Source organism: Streptomyces sp. NPDC050564, from assembly GCF_044457265.1.
Taxonomy (GTDB): domain Bacteria; phylum Actinomycetota; class Actinomycetes; order Streptomycetales; family Streptomycetaceae; genus Streptomyces.
The window spans coordinates 150,929-169,573 of sequence record NZ_JBITGS010000011.1 but is presented as its reverse complement, the minus strand read 5'-3'; the positions used below and the strand labels follow the sequence as shown (position 1 = coordinate 169,573).

The following is an 18,645-nucleotide window of genomic DNA, read 5'->3' as shown; positions in this document are numbered from 1 at the left end:
CTCGCAGTCATCCGATGATTGCGAGGGTGGAGTGGCTCTGTGGAGCTGTCAAGGTGTCTCACAGGATCAGAGGTAGGAGCAATCCGGGATGTGCTCGATCTGCTCCTGCATCAGTGGGGCCCCGTGAATACTGGGCCGATGACCACCCGACTGCGCACCGCCCACACGGCGGACCTCACCCCCGCCGAACTCCGCGCGGCCCGCGACCTCCTGGACGACGCCTTCGACGGGGACTTCAGCGACGAGGACTGGGAGCACGCGCTCGGCGGCATCCACGTCCTGGCGCACGACGAGCGCGGCCTTGCCGCCCACGGCTCGGTGATCCAACGGCGCGTCCTGCACCGCGGCCGCTCGCTGCGTGTCGGATACGTGGAGGCGGTCGGGGTGCGTGCCGATGCGCGCCGCACGGGCCTCGGTGGGCGGGTGATGGCCGAGCTGGAGCGGATCGTCGAGGGGGCGTACGGGCTCGGGGCGCTCTCCGCGAGCGAGCAGGGAGCCGCCCTGTACACGGCCCGGGGCTGGCAGGTCTGGCCGGGCCGGATCTACGTGCTCGGCCCGGACGGCGTCGTGCGGCTGCCGGAGGAGGAGGGCACCACGTTCGTGCGCCCCACGTCGGCGGGTCCCCTCGACCCGGCGCACGAGCTGGTCTTCGACTGGCGTGACGGCGACGTGCTCTGAGCGATCGTCATCGACCGGGGGCGGTCGCGGCGGCCACTCTGGCGAGCGCTCCCCGCAGCCACCGATGCGCCGGATCGGTGTCCACCCGAATGTGCCAGGCCTGGCCCGTCGCGACCGTCGGCAGGTCCAGCGGAATCTCCAGTACCGCGAGCGGCAGCACCCGGGACGCCTCGGTCGCGACCTCTGATGGAACCAGCGCCAGCGCGTCCGTGCGGAGGGCGAAGAAGCAGGCCGCGCCATAGGTCGGCGCGGTGGCCAGAATGTCGCGGCGCAGGCCGAGTTCGGCGAGGCGTTCGTCCACCACGCTGTGCGTGCGGCCGCGCCGGGTCACCGTGATGTGCGGCAGCGCGGCGAACCGGACGGCGGTCAGCGGCCCGCGCGCGAACCCGGCGTCGGCGCGCGCGACGGCCACGTAGTGGTGCTCGTGCAGGGGCGCGCTGCGCACATCGTGCGGCAGTGGGTCCGGCAACTCGCCCACGTCCAGGTCGACATGGGTGCGCAGGTCCGCCGGATCCTCGTCGCCCTCGGGCAGCAGCCGCAGCCGTACACCGGGTGCCTCCCGGGCCGCCAGCTCCAGCAGCGGGGCGCCCAGCGACATGGCGACCCCGTCGTTGGTGCGGATCCTGAACTCCTTTTGCAGGGAGGCGAGTTCCACCTCGAGCGGCGGCCGCAGCGCCGCCATCGCGCCGGCCAGCGCCGCCTGCACCCGGGGCTGCATCTCGTGCGCGCGCGGCGTGAGCGTCAGGCCCCGGCCCGACGGTACGAGGAGCGGGTCGCCGACCACCCGGCGCAGCCGGCCGAGGGTGCGGCTCATCGCCGAGGGGGACACGTTCAGCTCGGCCGCCGCGCCCGCGACGCTGCCTGCGCGGAGCAGGGCGTCGAGGGCCGGGAGGAGGTTCATGTCCGGAAGAGGTGCTGCCACGTCCGATGACTGCTGCATGAGACGCAATTCTGCATGAAGTAATCGGACCTTGTGCGCAGCAATGACCGCCCCGAATCTGGACCCATGATGGATTCGCGCCGGCGCGGCACCGCGCTCCTGGTCGCGGGCTGCTTCTTCATGGAGATGCTGGACGGCACGATCGTGTCGACGGCCGCCCCGCAGATGGCCCACGACCTGCACACCACCCCTGCCTCCGTGGGCCTGATCATCACGGCCTACCTCGTCACCCTCGCCGTACTCATCCCGCTCTCCGGCTGGCTCACCGCCCGCTTCGGGCCGCGTCGCGTCTTCCTCGGCGCGATCGCGGTCTTCACCCTCGCCTCATTGGCCTGCGCCGTCGCGCCGAACCTCGGCGTCCTCGTCGGGACGCGCGTCCTGCAGGGTGCCGGCGGCGCGATGATGGTGCCGGTCGGCCGCCTCGTCGTCCTCGCCGGCACCGCCAAGCAGGACCTGCCGCGCGCGGTCGCCTGCATCGTGTGGCCCGGGCTCGTCGCCCCGGTCGTCGCACCCCTGCTCGGCGGCGTGATCACCACATACGCCTCCTGGCACTGGATCTTCTTCCTGAACGTGCCCCTCGGCGCCCTCGCCCTCCTCGTCGCGCGCCGCCTGATCGCGCCGGGCACGCCGGGGCGGACGCCGCCGCTCGACGTGACCGGCGTCCTGCTCACCTGCACCGGCCTCGCGGCGCTGACCTGGACCGCGCACCTGGTCTCGGAGGCCCGGAGCGCCCCGGTGGAGGCGGCCGTGAGTGGTGTGATCGCCGTCGTCGCCCTCGTGGCTGCCGCAGGCCATCTGCTCCGCACCCCGCACCCGCTGGTCAACCTCCGCACCCTGGACGTCCCGTCCTTCCGGGCCGCGGCGCTCGACGGCTCGCTCTACATGGCGGTCGTCTCCGCCATCCCCTTCCTGCTGCCGCTGCTCTTCCAGGAGGTCTTCGCCTGGAGCGCGGTGAAATCGGGCGCGGTCGTGCTCTTCGTCTTCGTCGGCAACATCGGGATCAAGCCCGCGACGACGTATCTGATCAACCGGTTCGGTTTCCGGCCGCTGCTGATCGTCTCCACACTGGGGCTCGCGGCCGCGACCGCGAGCTGTGCGCTGTTCACCGCGGCGACTCCGGTCGCGGTGATCGCGGTCGTCGCGATGCTCGGCGGAGTCGCCCGCTCGGTCGGGCTCGGCGGCTACGCGACGATCGCCTTCAGCGAGACTCCGCAGGAGAGGCTGCGCGACGCCAACGCGCTCCTCGCGACCTCCCATCAACTGGCCGCGGGCCTGGGCGTCGCCATCGTCACGGTCGCGCTGCGCGGGGGCGCGGCGCTGACCGACGGCCCGCGCTCGGCGTACGCCGTCGCGTTCGTGGCGCTCGGTGTGCTCTGCCTTCTTCCGACGGCGGGCGCCCTCCGTCTGCACCCGACGGCGGGTGACGCCGTTCGGACGGTCGTCCCAGGTCAGAGGCGTGTGCCCCATTCCACCGTCTCAGATAGTAGGAAGTCCGAGTAATTGTGGAGACAGATGCCCGCTCCTCGCCTAGTTTTGTAGGAGCCGAACGTCTCGCTCGACCCAGCGAATGGCGGTCGTGAGCCGGAGCCCCTGGCAGGCAACCCCTGCGGCACCGCTCCCCGCCCCTTCCGGCGTCTCGTAAATTCCTCACCGCACTTCCGGCAGCCCTTCCCGGGCCTCTCGGAGGCAAGGAGTCGATTCATCATGGCCGAGACGACCGTCCGCCGAGTCCGTCACATCTCCCGTACGAGCGAGTCCGACCGCAAGAACGCCGCCGCCGCACTCCAGCGCGCCCTCGACCGCAGGGACAACGGCGGCGCGACGGGTCACTGACCTCTCGCACCACCGCACATACCGGGAGCCGCACCCGCACGGGGTGCGGCGCGAGGCCTGTGCCCCGCGCCGCACCTCGGAGTGCTGAGTCCGCGCGCCGTGCCTCGGCGGCTCATCCGCCGCGCCGCACCTCGAAGTAGTCGATGCGCTCGCCGCTCTGCGCCAGTGCCGACACCTTGAGCCTGGGTGAGGTGCCCGCTTCCGCCTCCACCGAGAGGAAGGAGAAGCCGGTGTACCGCACCCGCGACCACTCCACGGTGTCCGGCTTCTGGTGCTGCGACTTCGTCCAGTGGAAGGTCTCGATGGACTCGCGGTGCGTGACCTTCCCCTCGTAGCTGTCCTTCACCCCGGCGGGGAACCGGTACAGGCTCTTGCCCGCCCCGCCCGCCGTGACATACACGATCCCGTCCCGCGTCGGATCGGTCGACGCGCCGACCGGCACCTGCTTGCCCACCTTGCCGCCCTTGATGGCGTCGGTGCGCTCGTACACGTGATTGTGCCCGTTGATCACCAGGTCCACCTGGTGCTTGGCGAACAGCGGCAGCCAGGCGTCCCGCACGCCTCCGTCGGAGGCGTGCGTCGATGTCGAGTACGCGCAGTGGTGGAAGAAGACGACGATGAAATCGACCGCCTTGCGCAGTTCTCCGAGCCGCTTGTCGAGCCAGGCCGTCTGCTTGCCGTCCGTGTAGCCCTTGTTCGCGGGGATCTCGTACGACACGTCGTTCGCGTCCAGTGCCACGATCCCGACATTGCCGTACGTGAACGAGTAGACGCCCGGCGCCTTGCGCGCGTCGAAGCCGTTGTCCGGGAGCGTCCAGCGTGCGGACTGGCCCGCATACCCGTTCGGCGAGTACCAGGCCTCCATGTCGTGGTTGCCGGTCGTCACCATCCACGGCACCGACTTCGCCACCGACTCGGTCTGCTTGAGGAACAGGTCCCAGGCGCTGGGATCGTAGACGTCGGAGTCCTTGCCGAGGCCGACCGAGTCCGCGTAGCAGATGTCGCCGGCGTGCAGATGGAACGACGGATGCCGGCCGAGGAGCACCTTGTCGTTGGCGAGTGCGTCCGGGGTGACGCCCTGGTCGCCGAAGGCGGTGAACACGAACTTCCCGGGGCCGGCGGGGGCCGTACGGAAAGAGCCGATCGTGGAGTGCCGCTCCCGGGACGCGGGATCGAATCCCTCGTGGCCGACCCCGTAGTAGTACGTCGTTCCGGGGCGCAGGCCGTCGAGCGCCGCGTGCAGGTAGTACTGGTCCAGCGCGAACCGCTGGCCCGCGAGCCCCGGCGTGTGCAGGTCGCGGACCTCGGCCTCGATCTTCCGGCTCAGCCCCCAGGGCGTCAGCCCCACACGCACGTAGGGCTTCTTGACCGCGAACGGCACCTGCCAGGAGATCCGCATCTGGGTCTTGGGGTCCGCGCCGAAGGCGAGGTGGCGGCCGAAGGGCACGACGACGGAGCCGGGTACGCGGCTGGGGCTCGCCGTCGCGGTGGAGGTGCGCGTCGCCGTCCCCGAGGAGCAACCGGCCAGCAGCCCGCCGCCCGCGAACGCGCCCGCCGTCACCAGCGCGCGGCGACGCGTGAGCTTCGTCCGCAGGTACTCGTGCTGCTCCGCCATGCTCATACCGCGCGCGAGCTGCTCGGGAATGCCGACGTCAGGGGTGTCCATGACTGGAAACTTCCCAGCAAGCCCCAACAACGGCCATACGTAAGGGTGAACACAGGCTTACGAGTGGCCTCCGCGACACTCCGTCGTGTCCGTATGGCGGACACCGCGTGTCATCCCATGGGACAAGGAGTACGGTGCCGTCATGTCTCGCAGCATCAATCTCGCAGTGATTCCCGGTGACGGCATCGGCCAGGAGGTCGTGGCCCAGGGGCTCAAGGTCCTCTCCGCCGTCCTTCCGCAGGATGTGAAGCTGGAGACCAAGGAGTTCGACTTCGGCGCCAAGCGGTACCACGCCACCGGTGAGACCCTCACCGAGGCGGACCTGGACGCCCTGAAGCGGCACGACGCGATCCTGCTCGGCGCGATCGGCGACCCCTCGGTCCCGTCCGGTGTCCTCGAGCGCGGTTTCCTCCTGAAGCTCCGCTTCGCCTTCGACCACCACGTCAACCTGCGTCCCTCGAAGCTGCTGCCGGGTGTCGCCACCCCGCTGGCCGGCCAGCCGGAGATCGACTTCGTCGTGGTCCGCGAGGGCACCGAGGGCCCGTACACCGGCAACGGCGGCACCATCCGCAAGGGCACCGAGCACGAGGTCGCCACCGAGGTCTCCGTGAACACGGCCTTCGGTGTCGAGCGGGTCGTCCGCGACGCCTTCGCCCGCGCCCAGGCCCGCCCGCGCAAGAAGCTCACGCTGGTCCACAAGAACAACGTGCTGACCTTCGCGGGTCACCTGTGGACGAACGTCTTCAACCGGGTGGCCCAGGAGTTCCCCGAGGTCACCACGGACTACATCCACGTGGACGCGGCGACGATCTACCTCGTCACGGACCCCGGGCGCTTCGACGTGATCGTCACCGACAACCTCTTCGGCGACATCATCACCGACCTCGCCGCGGCCGTCTCCGGCGGCATCGGCGTCGCCGCCTCCGGCAACATCAACCCGAGCGGCGAGTTCCCCTCGATGTTCGAGCCCGTGCACGGCTCGGCCCCCGACATCGCGGGCCAGGGCAAGGCCGACCCGAGCGCCACCGTCCTGTCCGTCGCCCTTCTGCTGCGCCACCTCGGCTACGAGGCCGAGGCCGCCCGCATCGAGCAGGCCGTCTCGGCCGACCTCGCGGAGCGCGTGGGCAAGCCCGCCCGGAGCACCGACGAAATCGGCGACGCGCTCGCCGTCCGAGTAGCCGGCTGACCCGCCGGTACTGACACCAGCCGCCGGGTCGCATGGGCCCGGCGGCTTCTTGTGTCCGGGCACCGGTCACCGGGTGCCACCATCAACCGTTCCTTGGCAGTGCGGGACGATGAGCCCCTGCACCGGCACGCCCCGAACGGTCCTGGGCGCACTGGTCGTCCGCATACTCACCCCGGGCGGCGACACGGATCCTGTCCGTGGTCCGATCCGGGCGGGCGGATTCCCTGACGACTCGGCCATGGACGCGGCCAAAAAGGCGGCGGGGAGGCCCTGAACCATCCCTCTGGTGGCGCAGGGGCCCTGCATGCCGGCGCCACCCCCGACGTCTCGAGCCGCATGGCCACGCTACCTGCGGGCTTGCAGTCCACCACAAGCCCACAGGTCGACCATCACACGAACGAATCAATCGTGAGCGGCGCCGCAAGCTGTACGCATCCGAGCCATTTCGTCCATCGAGCCCCGCAGGCGATAATCGAACGCGGAGCCGCGGAATGAGGGAATGCTCGGACGTCCTAACACTGGCCACTGGCAGTTACGGGCGTGAGCGCGGCCCGTCACACACAACCGGTGAAGGACAACCACTCATGACGCAGCCCACGATCGAGCTCAAGCCCTCCGCCACTCCGCTCTCCGCCACGGAGCGGGAGGCGATCCTGGCCAACCCCGGGTTCGGCCGCCACTTCACCGACCACATGGTGACGATCAAGTGGACGGAGGGTCGCGGCTGGCACGACGGCCAGCTCGTTCCGTACGGCCCGCTCTCGCTCGACCCGGCGAACATGACCCTGCACTACGCGCAGGAGATCTTCGAGGGCCTGAAGGCCTACCGTCAGCCCGACGGCTCCGTCGCCACCTTCCGCCCGGACAAGAACGCCAAGCGCTTCCAGGCCTCCGCCCGTCGGCTCGGCATGCCGGAGCTGCCGGTGGAGACGTTCATCGAGGCCTGCGACGTGCTGGTCCAGCAGGACCGCGACTGGGTCCCGGCGCACGGCGGCGAGGAATCCCTCTACCTCCGCCCGTTCATGATCGCGACCGAGGTCGGCCTGGGCGTGAAGCCCGCCAACGAGTACCTCTTCCTCGTCATCGCCTCGCCCGCGGGCGCGTACTTCGCGGGCGGTGTGAAGCCGGTCTCCATCTGGCTCTCGGAGGACCGCGTGCGTGCCGTCCCCGGCGGCATGGGCGACGCCAAGACGGGCGGCAACTACGCGGCCTCTCTCCTTGCCCAGGCCGAGGCCGCGGCGAAGGGCTGCGACCAGGTCTGCTACCTCGACGCGGTCGAGCACACGTGGGTCGAGGAACTCGGCGGCATGAACCTGTACTTCGTGTACGGCGACAAGATCATCACCCCGTCCCTCACCGGCTCCATCCTGGAGGGCGTCACCCGCGATTCCCTGCTCACCGTCGCCCGCGACCTCGGCTACGCGTCGGAGGAGGGCCGCGTCTCCATCGACCAGTGGCAGCGCGACGCGGAGAACGGCACCCTGACCGAGGTCTTCGCCTGCGGCACCGCCGCCGTCATCACACCCGTCGGCACGGTCAAGCGCACCAGCGCCGAGTGGCAGCAGTCGGGCGGCAAGCCCGGCGAGGTCACCCTGAAGCTGCGCGAGGCGCTGCTCGACATCCAGCGCGGTGTCACCGAGGACAAGCACGGGTGGATGCATCCGCTGGGCTGAGGTGAGCGGGACGGGGTCCGCGCCGGTGCGCACCGGGGCGGACCCCGTCTTTTGTCTGCCTTGCGGGCGGTGTCTGTGGGATGGTGAGTAACGTCCGACGGGGGGTGGGACGTCCATGGAAGTCCTTGATTTCCAGGTCGAGATCACGGCCACAGAACCGCAGGTCTACGAGATAGCGCTGCGTGCTCCCGACGGCGCCGAGACCTCCACTCGTACGCGCATGCCGCTGTCCCCCGAGGAGCTGCGGACCCTCGCCGCCCGTATCCCGGACGCCGTGATCGCCTCGTCGGCGCGCGTCCGCCGCAGCGCGAGCCCCGACGAGCAACCCGTGCAGCTCCTCGGCCGGAGCCTCTTCGAAACCCTCACCGTCGGAGACGGCCGGGCCCTGCTGGCCGCAGCCCGGCACACCGCCGCACGCGAGGAACGGCATCTGCGTCTGGTTCTGCGCGTGAGACCACCCGAACTTGCCAGGCTGCCCTGGGAGTTCCTCTTCGATCCCGGCCTGAACGGCTATGTGTGCCAGACCGCCTCACTCATCCGGCATCCCCAAGTACCCATGCCTCAGCGGCCGTTGCGCGTCGAGCCGCCGCTGAGGATCCTGTGCATGATTGCCCGCCCGGACGATCAGGAGGCCCTCGCTGTCGAGCTCGAGAAGGAGCGCCTCGCCGGCGCCCTGGAGGAGCTGCAGCGCGACGGGATGATCGAACTCGGCTGGGTAGGCGGCGAGACCTGGCGCGATCTGCGTGCCGCACTCCGCCTGGGCCACGGCCCTTGGCACATCTTCCACTTCATCGGGCACGGCGGCTTCGACCGGGTGGCCCAGGAAGGCACCCTGGCACTCGCCGACGGGGCCGGAGGCACCTACCAGCTGGGCGCGGAGAACCTGGCGATGGTGCTCCAGAGCCATCCCTCGCTGCGCCTGGTCGTCCTCAATGCCTGCGAGACCGGCCGGGCCGGGCCGGCCGACCCCTTCTCCAGCGTGGGCGGCGCGCTGATGCGGGCCGGGGTGCCCGCCGCGCTCGCCATGCAGTACCCCGTCTCCGACCGGGCCGCCATCGAGTTCAGCCGCAGCTTCTACGAGGCGCTCGCGCTGCGGCGCGGCGTGGACGCGGCGGTGATGGACGCGCGCCAGTCGATCCTTCTGGAGCTCCCGGGCACCCTCGAATGGGGCACGCCCGTGCTGTACATGCGCTCGCTGGACGGCCTGCTCTTCGACATCGGCCAGGAGCCGGCCGCTCGGCGGACGACCGACGTGGACGAGCTGTACGTCCAGGGTCTCGCCGCGCTGTACACCGAGCGCTGGGACGACGCGGTGGCGGCGTTCCGCGCGGTGGTCGCGCGTGACCGCACGTACCGGAACACCGCCGCCAAACTCGAAGAGGCCCTTCGCTGCCGCCGGTTGCACCATCTCTACATCGCGGCCCTGGGCGCCGCCGACTCAGGGCACTGGGACGCCGCGGTGGAGCACCTCTCCGCGATCCTCGCCGTCGACCCCGGTTACCGCGATGTACTCGGCCGTCTCGAACTCGCCCGTACCCGGCAGGTACGGGCGTCGCTGCGCGCGGAGGCGCTCGCCCTGCATGCGGCCGGGCAGTGGGACGCGGTGCTCGCCATCGGAGAGCGCCTCGCCGAGCTCTCGCCGGAGAATCCGGATCCGGACGGAGCGGTGGCGGCGGCGCGGCGGGAGGTCGCGGGGTGGACGCCCTCCCCGGACGCGGCGGAGGTGCCGACGCACGTGGGCCGGGCCGGGACGCCGAGGGCTCGGATCGTCGAACTGGTCACCCCGAAACCGGCCTGGTCGGTCGCCTTCCGCCCCGACGGCCACCGGGTGGCCGTCGGGTGCGACAAACGGAGCGCGACGATCTTCGACCTGACGGGACATCGGCATGGCACGACTCGTCCCCCCGTCGATGCGGCGGCTCTCAAGGGAGTCGGTCTCGTCGCAGCCCCGGGGGTGGCCGGTGGCGTATGGGCCGCACTGCAGACGGCCGGCTCCGACGAGCGCGTCCTTTGCCTGGCATTCACGCCGGACGGGCAGCGGATCGCCATGAGCGGGAACTCCAAGGTGCGGGTCTGCGACAGCGACACGGGGAAGCGAGCGGTGGAGATCGCCGCGGGTCGGTACGACGTGTCCGCGTTGGCGTTCTGCGGGAACGCCCAACTGGTCGCTGCAAGCCATCACTTGGTCGGCCTCTGGACGGTGGAGCGGCCCACACGGATCGACACCATCGATCACGAGGCCTCCGTCTACGCGGTGGCCGTCAGTCCGGACCGGACACGCCTGGCCACCGCCGGACGCACCTTCGTGCAGGTGTGGGGCGTCCGCACGGGCGCGCGGCTGATGCGGGTCGAGTACTCCGCGATGGTGTTCGCGGTCGACTTCAGCCCGGACGGCACCCGTCTCGCGACGGCCGGCCTCGATGGCACGGCACGTGTGTGGGACGCGACGACCGGGGAGTGCGTCGTGCAGCTCGAACTCGCGGACCGCGTCCGGTGCGTGGCGTTCAGTCCCGACGGCAGCCGTCTGGCCGTGGCCTCCGGCGCGACGGTGTCGGTTTGGCATCTGCCGACGCGCGCCATGGTGTTCGAACTCGACGGCGACTTCGGCTCCGTGACCATGCTCAGGGTCGCCTGCAGCCCCGACGGCAGACATCTGGCCGCCGTGGGTGGCGGCAAGGCCTGGCTGATCCCGCTCCCGGAGGAGCGCAGTGTCTGACGAACTCACGCCACTCGCCAACGACTTCGTCGACCTCTACGTCGACGCCAAGCAACCGCGCGGCTCCGAAACCCCGCTGGTCGAGGCCTTCGTCGCGCTCGGTGCCCAGGTCCGGGTGCGGGTCTGGCCGACTCGGCGGGGTCCGGACGAGCTCCACTGGCTGTTCCTCATAGCCCTGCCCCTGCAGTCCTTCCTGGGCGGCTTCGGGGGACGGCTCGCCGACGATGTGTACCGCCGGATGCAGAGCGCCCTGCGCCGGACACCCTCGGATCAGGCCCCGGGGGCGCCGCGCCCCGTCGTCCTCCAGGACACCGCCACCGGCGCCCGGATCGTCCTCGGCCCCGAGGTGGACGACGAGGCGTACCGGAAGCTGCGCGCCCTGGACCTCGCGCGGTTCCGGCACGGCACCCTGCGCTACGACGCGGCCGAGGCCCGCTGGTGTTCCGTGTCCGGCGATTTCGCGTCCGAAGGCACCGAATCCTGAGCGGTTCGCGCGCTCAACGCCAGATAGACGACCCCGCCCACCAGCCCCGACAGCACGAAGCTGCAGTCCACCCCGCCCGTCAGCGTCAGCAGCGGACCCTCGTACGAGGGGAGTGACACCGCCAGCAGGCCGGTGCACGCGCCGAGGGCCCATGACACCACGGCCTGGACGTTCCAGCCGCCGCGGTACCAGTAGACGCCGCCCCGGGAGCGGCGGTTGAAGACCTGGAGGGCGTCCGGGTCGTAGGCACCGCGGCAGCGGGCGAAGCCGATGAGGGTGATGACGGCCCAGGGGGTGCCGATCGCGGTCAGCAGGAGCACGAAGGATGTCATCGCGGACTGCGCGTCCCAGGCGTAGTGGCCGACGAAGACGCAGACCGTGGCGACGGCGGCCACGGTGTAGGTGGCACGGGCGCGCGAGGCGCGGGGCAGGATCGCGTCGAGGTCGAGGCCCATGGAGTAGAGCATCAGACCCGCGTTGCCGACCGAGCCCGCGGAGGCGGCGAGCAGGAGCGGGATCAGGTACCAGGCGGGGGAGGCGGAGACCAGCGGCCCCGCGTAGTCGAGGGCCGCGTGGGCCGCGTACGCCGTGAAGGTGCCGAAGAGCTGGGGGACGAGGAGACCGGCGATCAGGCCCAGCCAGGTGGCGTGCAGGACGGTGCGGGAGGAGTGGCGGGCCGGGGAGATGTAGCGCGTGTAGTCGCCGAGCAGCGTGATGAAGGCGATCGGACCGGACAGGCCCGCCGCCACCGCCGCCAGCAGCCAGGTCGGCCAGAAGGAGCCGAGCAGATAGCCGCCGGTCTCCGGGAGCGCGGAGGTGGTGAAGTGCGGGGCGTACGCGATCACGCCCACGACCAGCAGGGCCGTCATCCCGATCGCCAGAACGCGGGACATCGCGAGCAGCACCCGGTATCCGTACACGGCGCCCGCCACGGTCGCCGCGGCGAGCAGTCCGTAGACCACCGCGTACGAGACTCCCGACACCGGCAGTCCGAACAGGCGGTTGAGGACGCCCACCATCACATCGCCGCCGATCCACACGGTCAGCGCGGTGTAGCCGAGTGCGAGGAGCAGGCCGACGACCGAGCCGACCAGACGGCCGCGTACGCCGAACTGGGCGCCGGAGGAGGTGGAGAGGTTCGTCGCGGTGCGGAGCGACACCAGGGCCAGCGGTGCCGTCAGCGCCGTGCCGATCACCGTGCCCGCCACGATCGCGCTCACCGACGCCCACCAGCCGAGTCCGAAGGACGGCGGCAGCCAGCCGAAGATGATCACGCCGAGACACAGATTGGACCCGAGCAGGATCGACATCAGGTCACGTGGACCGCTGGTGCGCTCCTCGTCCGGAATGGTGTCGACTCCGCGCTGTTCTATCGGCATGGCTGGTCTCCTTCGATCGGCCGCCTAGAAGTTTGAGCGACGTTCAATGTGACGTCTTCGAAGGTGGTCCGTCAATGTTTCCTTTTCATGAATCCGCCGTTTAGAGTGATGCTCTAAGCGAGGAAGGCAAGGAGGTGTCGTGGCGTGCGACTGACCCCTACGGAGCGTGACCGGCTGCTGCTGTTCTCGGCCGCCGAACTGGCCCGGGCCCGCAAGTCGCGCGGCCTGCGGCTCAATGTGCCGGAGGCGACCGCGCTCATCGCGGACACCGTCTGCGAAGCCGCCCGTGACGGGCGCAGGCTCGCGGAGGCCATCGACGCGGCCCGGTCCGTGCTGGGCCCCGACGACGTACTGCCGGGCGTCGCCGACGTCGTCACCGAGGTGCACGTCGAGGCCGTCTTCGACGACGGTTCACGCCTCGCGGTCGTCGGCGACCCCATCGGCGGCGGCCTCGGGGACCTGGCTCCTGGCGCGCTGCTGCCGGGCCCGGAGCACACCGAGCCCGAGGCGGCCGTACGGCTCCTCGTGCGGAACACGGCCACCGTGCCCGTCTCCGTCACCTCCCACTTCCACTTCTTCGAGGCCAACCCGCGGCTCGACTTCGACCGGACGGCGGCCTACGGCATGCGGCTTGCCGTGCCCGCCGGATCGTCCGTCCGCTTCGGACCCGGCGAGAGCGTCGAGGTCGGACTGCTGCCCATCGGCGGAGAGCGGATCGCGATCGGGTTCGCCGGCCTGGTCGACGGGCCGCTGGACGCGCCGGGGGCGAAGGAAGAGGCCCTGCGCAGGGCCGCCGCCTGCGGATATCTCGGAACCGAGGGAGCTGGGCAACGATGAATCCCTACGAGTACGCCGCCACCCACGGTCCGCGTGCGGGCGACCGTGTCCGCCTGGGCGACTCGGGGCTGACGATCCGCGTCGAGTCCGACGCCCAGCAGCACGGCGACGAGTTCCTCGCCGGCTTCGGCAAGACCGCGCGCGACGGGCTGCACCTCAAGGCCGCCGCCGTTCGTGACACCTGCGACGTCGTCATCAGCAATGTCGTGGTGATCGACGCGGCGCAGGGGATCCGCAAGGTCTCCATCGGCATCCGCGAGGGGCGGATCTGCTCCGTCGGGCGGGCCGGAAACCCCGACACCCTCGACGGCGTCGACGTGGTGGTCGGCACGGGCACGTCCATCGTGTCCGGTGAGGGGCTCATCGCCACCGCCGGAGCCGTCGACACGCATGTCCACCTGCTGTCGCCGCGCGTCATGGAGGCCTCGCTCGCCTCCGGCGTGACGACGATCATCGGCCAGGAGTTCGGCCCGGTGTGGGGCGTCGGCGTCAACTCCCCCTGGGCGCTGCGCCACGCTTTCAGCGCCTTCGACGCCTGGCCGGTCAACATCGGTTTCCTGGGCCGGGGTTCGTCGTCCAGCGAAGCGCCCCTGGTCGAGGCCCTCGCCGAGGGCGGCGCGAGCGGCTTCAAGGTCCACGAGGACATGGGCGCCCACACCCGCGCCCTCGACACCGCGCTGCGGGTCGCGGAGGACCACGACGTCCAGGTCGCCCTGCACAGCGACGGACTGAACGAATGTCTCTCGGTCGAGGACACGCTGCGGGTCCTCGAAGGCCGCACCATCCACGCCTTCCACATCGAGGGCTGCGGCGGCGGTCACGTACCGAATGTGCTGAAGATGGCGGGAGTTGCGAACGTCATCGGCTCCTCCACCAACCCGACGCTACCCTTCGGCCGGGACGCGGTCGCCGAGCACTACGGGATGATCGTCTCCGTCCACGACCTGAAGACCGATCTGCCGGGCGACGCGGCCATGGCCCGTGACCGGATCCGGGCCGGCACGATGGGCGCCGAGGACGTGCTGCACGACCTGGGCGCGATCGGCGTCACCTCGTCGGACGCGCAGGGCATGGGGCGGGCGGGCGAGACCGTACGCCGGACCTTCGCCATGGCCGGAAAGATGAAGGCCGAGTTCGGGGCCCCCGAGGACCACGACAACGAACGCGTCCTGCGCTACATGGCGAAGCTGACCATCAACCCCGCCATCGCGCACGGCCTCGCGCACGAGGTCGGCTCCATCGAGGTCGGCAAGCTCGCCGACATCGTGCTGTGGCGGCCCGAGTACTTCGGCGCCAAGCCGCAGCTCGTGCTGAAGTCCGGCTTCCCGGCGTACGGAGTCGTCGGCGACCCGAACGCCGCCACCGACACCTGCGAACCCCTCGTCCTGGGACCGCAGTTCGGGGCGCACGGCGCGACACCCGCCGAGATCTCGGTGGCCTTCGTCGCACAGGCCGCGCTCGACCAGGGCAATGACCGCATGCCGACGCGACGCCGACGGGTCGCCGTCCGCGGCACCCGCGGCATCGGCCCGGCCGACCTGCGGCTCAACTCCCGCACCGGAGCGGTCGACGTCGACCAGCGCACGGGCCTGGTCACTCTCGACGGCGACCCGCTGCGCTCCGAACCAGCCGACTCCGTATCTCTCAACCGCCTGTACTTCCTCTAAGGATCACCCATGTCTGCTGCCGCCGACGGCTTCCGGATGCCCGCCGAGTGGACCCCGCACGAGCGCACCTGGATGGCGTGGCCGGGTTCCAACCCCACCTTCGACACCCCGGACGACCTCGCCGAGTCGCGGGCGGCCTGGGCGGCGGTGGCCCGTACGATCCGCCGCTTCGAGCCGGTCACGGTCGTGTGCGGTCCGGGACAGTCCCAGGAAGCCTCCGAACTCCTCGGCGCCGGCATCGACACCGTCGAACGGGAACTCGACGACGCCTGGATGCGGGACATCGGCCCCACCTTCCTCACCGACGGGAAGGGTGAACTCGCCGCGGTGGACTGGACGTTCAACGGCTGGGGCGCACAGGACTGGGCCCGCTGGGAGCACGACCGCAAGATCGGCGCGTATGTCTCGGACCTCGCCGGAGCACGGACGTACGCCTCGGAACTGGTCAACGAGGGTGGTGCGATCCACGTCGACGGCGAGGGCACCGTGCTGCTCACCGAGACCGTGCAGCTCGGCCCCGAGCGCAACCCCGACTGGACCCGCGAGCAGGTCGAGGCGGAGATCCATGCCCAGCTCGGCACCCGCAAGGCGATCTGGCTGCCGCGCGGACTGACCGGCGACTACCCGCCGCACGGCTTCGGCACGCTCGGCCATGTCGACATCGTCGCCGCCTTCGCGCGCCCCGGCGTGATCGTCGCGCACTCCCAGCAGGACCCGGCGCACCCGGACTACGAGGTCAGCAAGGAGATCATCGGGCTGCTCTGCGGGCAGACCGACGCGCGCGGTCGCCGTATCGAGGTCGTCGAGGTGCCCGCCCCGACCGTGCTGGAGGCCGACGGCCACTGGGCGGACTACTCGTATATCAACCACTACCTCTGCAACGGCGGCGTCGTGCTCTGCGGCTTCGACGACCCGCGCGACGAGATCGCGGCCGGGATCTTCCGCCGGCTGTTCCCGGAGCGGACGGTGACGCTGGTGGACGCACGTACGATCTTTGCGGGCGGCGGTGGCATCCACTGCATCACCCAGCAGCAGCCGAAGGTCTGAGAGCCTGAGGAACGACAGGAGGCACGGATGGCCGGTGCGCGAAAGAACGCGCCACCGCGGGAGGACGTGCTCGCCGCCGCCATGAACATGATCGCCGAACGCGGTCTGGAGAAGCTGACCATGGCGGCGCTCGGCCGCGAGGTCGGCATGAGCAGCGGCCATCTCCTCTACTACTTCCACTCCAAGGACGAGTTGCTGCTGCAGACCCTGGAGTGGAGCGAGGGCCGCCTCGGTGCCGAGCGGAGCCGCCTGCTGGCCGGGCGCGGAACCGCCCGCGAACGCCTCGACGCGTACGTCGACCTGTACGTCCCCGACGGTCACCGCGACCCGCACTGGACGCTCTGGCTGGAGGTCTGGAACCGCTCGCAGAACGCCGACGAGGACGCCCGCGAGCGGCAGGTCGCCATCGAGGGCGCCTGGCACCGGGATCTGGTGGCGCTGATCGCCGAAGGCATCTCGCGCGGCGAGTTCCGCGCGGTCGACCCGGACCGTTTCGCCGCCCGGCTGCGCGCGCTCCTCGACGGGTTCGCGATCCATGTGGCCATCGGTCTGCGCGGTACCGATCGTGGCCACATCCTGTCCCACGTAAGGGAGTTCCTGGACGAGTCACTCGGCTGACCGATGCGGTGTCCGGTACTCGCGGACGGTCGATCAGTCGCCGGGGTTGTACGTAATCGAACGCATTGACCCGGGGTGTGTGGTGCGGTTGCATCCAAGTGAGCCCGTGGCGCGGGACAGGGGGACGACAGGATTTCGGGGGAAATCATGTCCACTGCTGCACGTGCGTCCCACGACGGGACACCGTCCTCGGTGGTTCAGCTCAGCGCGGGCGGCCGCACTGTGGTGATGAACGCGGCGAGCGGCGGCGCGTACGCACGGGACCTGCGGACCGGCCGTGTCCAGCACTTCCCCGGCGCCCAGGCCCGCGCGCTCAGCCGGGACGGACGCCAACTCCGCTACAACGATGGGCAGTCGGTACTGCACCTGCGCGATCAGCGCACCGGAGCCGACCGGACCGTCGCCGGGGCGGCGGACGCGGCGGGCACGACCGCGGGCGCGGTGAGTGACAACGGTGTCGTCTTCACCTCCGCCGCCGCGGAGCCGGTGCCGGGCGACACGAACGGCGTCGCCGACGTCCTTGTACGACGCGTCCGCTGAACAGCTGCTTTCACCCACCGTCAGCGCAAGGAACTCTCAGGGGGACTTCCATGCATCTCGCCCGACGTACCACCCTGGGCGCGGCCGTCGTCACGGCCGCGCTCGCGGGCGCCGCCCTGACGGCCGCGCACGCCGACTCCACCGCTCCGCGCACCTCGCGGGTGAGCACCTCCACCGGCGGACACGAGGGCGACGGCGCCTCCAGCACCCCGGCGATCAGTGCCAACGGCCGCTATGTGGCGTTCGTTTCGGCCGCCGGCAACCTCGTCCGCGGTGACAGGAACGGCGTCGCCGACGTCTTCGTCCGCGATCTGCGCACCGGCCGCACCGCGCGGATCGCCGAGGGCCCGGCCGCGAGCCCGGCGCTGAGCGCGGACGGTCGGTACGTTGTCTTCGCCACCACCGCCGCACTCGCGAAGGACGACGACAACGGCCTCGACGACATCTACCTCCACGACCGCAGGACCCACCGGACCAAGCGCATCAGCACCGGCCACCCGGACGTGCCGCCCCGCTACAAGCTCAACTACTCGCCCGCGATCAGCGCGAGCGGCCGGTATGTCTCGTACACCACCTCGACCCCGGACGCGGCGCCCGGCGACACCAACGGCCGGGACGACGCGATCGTCCTGGACCGGCGGACGGGCCGCACCGAGCTGATCCAGTACCGCACCGACGGCACACTCGGCGAGAGCGACTCCGGGGCGACCGGGTTCAGCGCGGACGGCCGTTTCGTCGTCTTCGACACGGCGGCCCAGCTCGACCCGTCGCACGACTACACCCACGCGCTGAACGTGTACGTACGCGACCGGGCGAAAGGCACGACCGAACAGGTGAGCCTGCCCACCCGCTTCGTCTACAAGCAGAGTTCGTGGGACGGGTCCATCAGCGCGAACGGCCGGCTGGTGGCCTTCAACTCCAATGTGAGTTCTCTCGTGCCCGACGACAAGGACTTCTACACCGACGTGTTCCTCTTCGACCGCGAGCGGCAGAAGACCGTCCGCGTGAGCACCGCCGCCGACGGCACCCCGCCCAACGGCCCGAGCCACGGCGCGAGTGTGAGCGCGGACGGCCGCCGGGTCGCCTTCGTCTCCAGCGCGAGCAACCTCGTCCCCGGTGACACGAACGGTGTCGCCGACGTCTTCGTCAAGGACCTGAAGACCGGTGCCGTCGAACGGGTCAGCCTCGGCGCCGACGACAGCCAGGCCGACGGAGCCTCGGCCGTCGTGTCCCTGAGCCGCGACGGCCGGGCCGCCTTCTCCTCGACGGCCACGAACCTCGTCCCGGGCGACGGCAACGGCGTCGGCGACATCTTCGTACGAGAACTGGAGAGGCGGCGATGAGACCGTTGCTGTCGAGTGCCGCCCTGGCCGCCGCGCCG

16 protein-coding genes are annotated in these 18,645 nt (G+C 70.8%); 13 read left to right on the top strand and 3 right to left on the bottom strand.

The genetic code is table 11. From position 1 onward, the window contains the following. The first annotated feature begins 138 nt into the window (after positions 1 to 138). The gene (locus ACIBK0_RS19480) at positions 139 to 678 is read left to right on the top strand and encodes a GNAT family N-acetyltransferase (protein WP_399081225.1); all 540 of its coding nucleotides are present in this window, start codon (positions 139 to 141) and stop codon (positions 676 to 678) included. 7 nt (positions 679 to 685) lie between these two features. Here ACIBK0_RS19480 and ACIBK0_RS19475 read toward each other — a convergent pair whose 3' ends face one another. After that, positions 686 to 1,618: a LysR family transcriptional regulator gene (locus ACIBK0_RS19475; RefSeq protein ID WP_399081223.1), complete on the bottom strand. Its 933-nt coding sequence runs from the start codon at positions 1,616 to 1,618 to the stop codon at positions 686 to 688. 66 nt (positions 1,619 to 1,684) lie between these two features. Between ACIBK0_RS19475 and ACIBK0_RS19470 the strand changes: the two genes are divergently transcribed. Next, positions 1,685 to 3,118: an MFS transporter gene (locus ACIBK0_RS19470; protein WP_399081221.1), complete on the top strand. Its 1,434-nt coding sequence runs from the start codon at positions 1,685 to 1,687 to the stop codon at positions 3,116 to 3,118. A gap of 204 nt (positions 3,119 to 3,322) precedes the next feature. Then, on the top strand, positions 3,323 to 3,451 hold the full coding sequence (locus ACIBK0_RS19465; RefSeq protein ID WP_362510650.1) for a hypothetical protein: 129 nt from the start codon (positions 3,323 to 3,325) through the stop codon (positions 3,449 to 3,451). Between the two features lie 112 nt (positions 3,452 to 3,563). Here the strand turns inward: ACIBK0_RS19465 and ACIBK0_RS19460 are convergent, their stop codons facing one another. Then, positions 3,564 to 5,117 carry a purple acid phosphatase family protein gene (locus tag ACIBK0_RS19460; RefSeq protein ID WP_399081219.1) on the bottom strand — a complete coding sequence of 518 codons (1,554 nt, stop codon included), beginning with the start codon at positions 5,115 to 5,117 and terminating at the stop codon, positions 3,564 to 3,566. 142 nt (positions 5,118 to 5,259) lie between these two features. Here ACIBK0_RS19460 and ACIBK0_RS19455 point away from each other — a divergent pair, with 142 nt between their 5' ends. The 4 genes from ACIBK0_RS19455 to ACIBK0_RS19440 all read left to right on the top strand — a co-directional run bounded on the left by ACIBK0_RS19455 (position 5,260) and on the right by ACIBK0_RS19440 (position 11,176). After that, positions 5,260 to 6,303 (top strand): 3-isopropylmalate dehydrogenase, encoded by a 1,044-nt coding sequence (locus ACIBK0_RS19455; protein WP_399081217.1) that lies wholly within the window; start codon positions 5,260 to 5,262, stop codon positions 6,301 to 6,303. A 584-nt stretch (positions 6,304 to 6,887) separates the two neighbouring features. Next, positions 6,888 to 7,976, top strand: coding sequence for a branched-chain amino acid aminotransferase (locus tag ACIBK0_RS19450; RefSeq protein WP_399081215.1), 1,089 nt, complete (start codon positions 6,888 to 6,890; stop codon positions 7,974 to 7,976). Between the two features lie 115 nt (positions 7,977 to 8,091). Further along, the gene (locus ACIBK0_RS19445; protein WP_399081213.1) at positions 8,092 to 10,692 is read left to right on the top strand and encodes a CHAT domain-containing protein; all 2,601 of its coding nucleotides are present in this window, start codon (positions 8,092 to 8,094) and stop codon (positions 10,690 to 10,692) included. Further along, positions 10,685 to 11,176 (top strand): hypothetical protein, encoded by a 492-nt coding sequence (locus ACIBK0_RS19440; RefSeq protein WP_399081211.1) that lies wholly within the window; start codon positions 10,685 to 10,687, stop codon positions 11,174 to 11,176. The genes ACIBK0_RS19445 and ACIBK0_RS19440 overlap by 8 nt, the downstream gene beginning before the upstream one ends. On the opposite strand, the gene ACIBK0_RS19435 is transcribed toward ACIBK0_RS19440, so the two are convergent. Beyond that, complete coding sequence (locus ACIBK0_RS19435) at positions 11,107 to 12,555, bottom strand: cytosine permease (protein ID WP_399081209.1); 1,449 nt, start codon at positions 12,553 to 12,555, stop codon at positions 11,107 to 11,109. The genes ACIBK0_RS19440 and ACIBK0_RS19435 overlap by 70 nt on opposite strands. Before the next feature lie 144 nt (positions 12,556 to 12,699). Between ACIBK0_RS19435 and ureA the strand changes: the two genes are divergently transcribed. The 6 genes from ureA to ACIBK0_RS19405 all read left to right on the top strand — a co-directional run bounded on the left by ureA (position 12,700) and on the right by ACIBK0_RS19405 (position 18,607). Beyond that, a complete protein-coding gene (gene ureA / locus ACIBK0_RS19430) occupies positions 12,700 to 13,392 on the top strand; it encodes an urease subunit gamma (RefSeq protein WP_399081207.1) in 693 nt (230 codons plus the stop codon). Next, positions 13,389 to 15,059: an urease subunit alpha gene (locus ACIBK0_RS19425; protein WP_399081205.1), complete on the top strand. Its 1,671-nt coding sequence runs from the start codon at positions 13,389 to 13,391 to the stop codon at positions 15,057 to 15,059. The genes ureA and ACIBK0_RS19425 overlap by 4 nt, the downstream gene beginning before the upstream one ends. A gap of 9 nt (positions 15,060 to 15,068) precedes the next feature. After that, the gene (locus ACIBK0_RS19420; RefSeq protein ID WP_399081203.1) at positions 15,069 to 16,106 is read left to right on the top strand and encodes an agmatine/peptidylarginine deiminase; all 1,038 of its coding nucleotides are present in this window, start codon (positions 15,069 to 15,071) and stop codon (positions 16,104 to 16,106) included. A gap of 27 nt (positions 16,107 to 16,133) precedes the next feature. Further along, complete coding sequence (locus tag ACIBK0_RS19415; RefSeq protein ID WP_399081201.1) at positions 16,134 to 16,724, top strand: TetR/AcrR family transcriptional regulator; 591 nt, start codon at positions 16,134 to 16,136, stop codon at positions 16,722 to 16,724. 147 nt (positions 16,725 to 16,871) lie between these two features. Continuing rightward, positions 16,872 to 17,264 carry a hypothetical protein gene (locus tag ACIBK0_RS19410; RefSeq protein ID WP_399081199.1) on the top strand — a complete coding sequence of 131 codons (393 nt, stop codon included), beginning with the start codon at positions 16,872 to 16,874 and terminating at the stop codon, positions 17,262 to 17,264. A 50-nt stretch (positions 17,265 to 17,314) separates the two neighbouring features. Continuing rightward, positions 17,315 to 18,607, top strand: a complete 1,293-nt coding sequence (locus tag ACIBK0_RS19405; protein ID WP_399081197.1) for a TolB family protein — start codon at positions 17,315 to 17,317, stop codon at positions 18,605 to 18,607. The last annotated feature ends 38 nt before the right edge of the window (positions 18,608 to 18,645 follow it).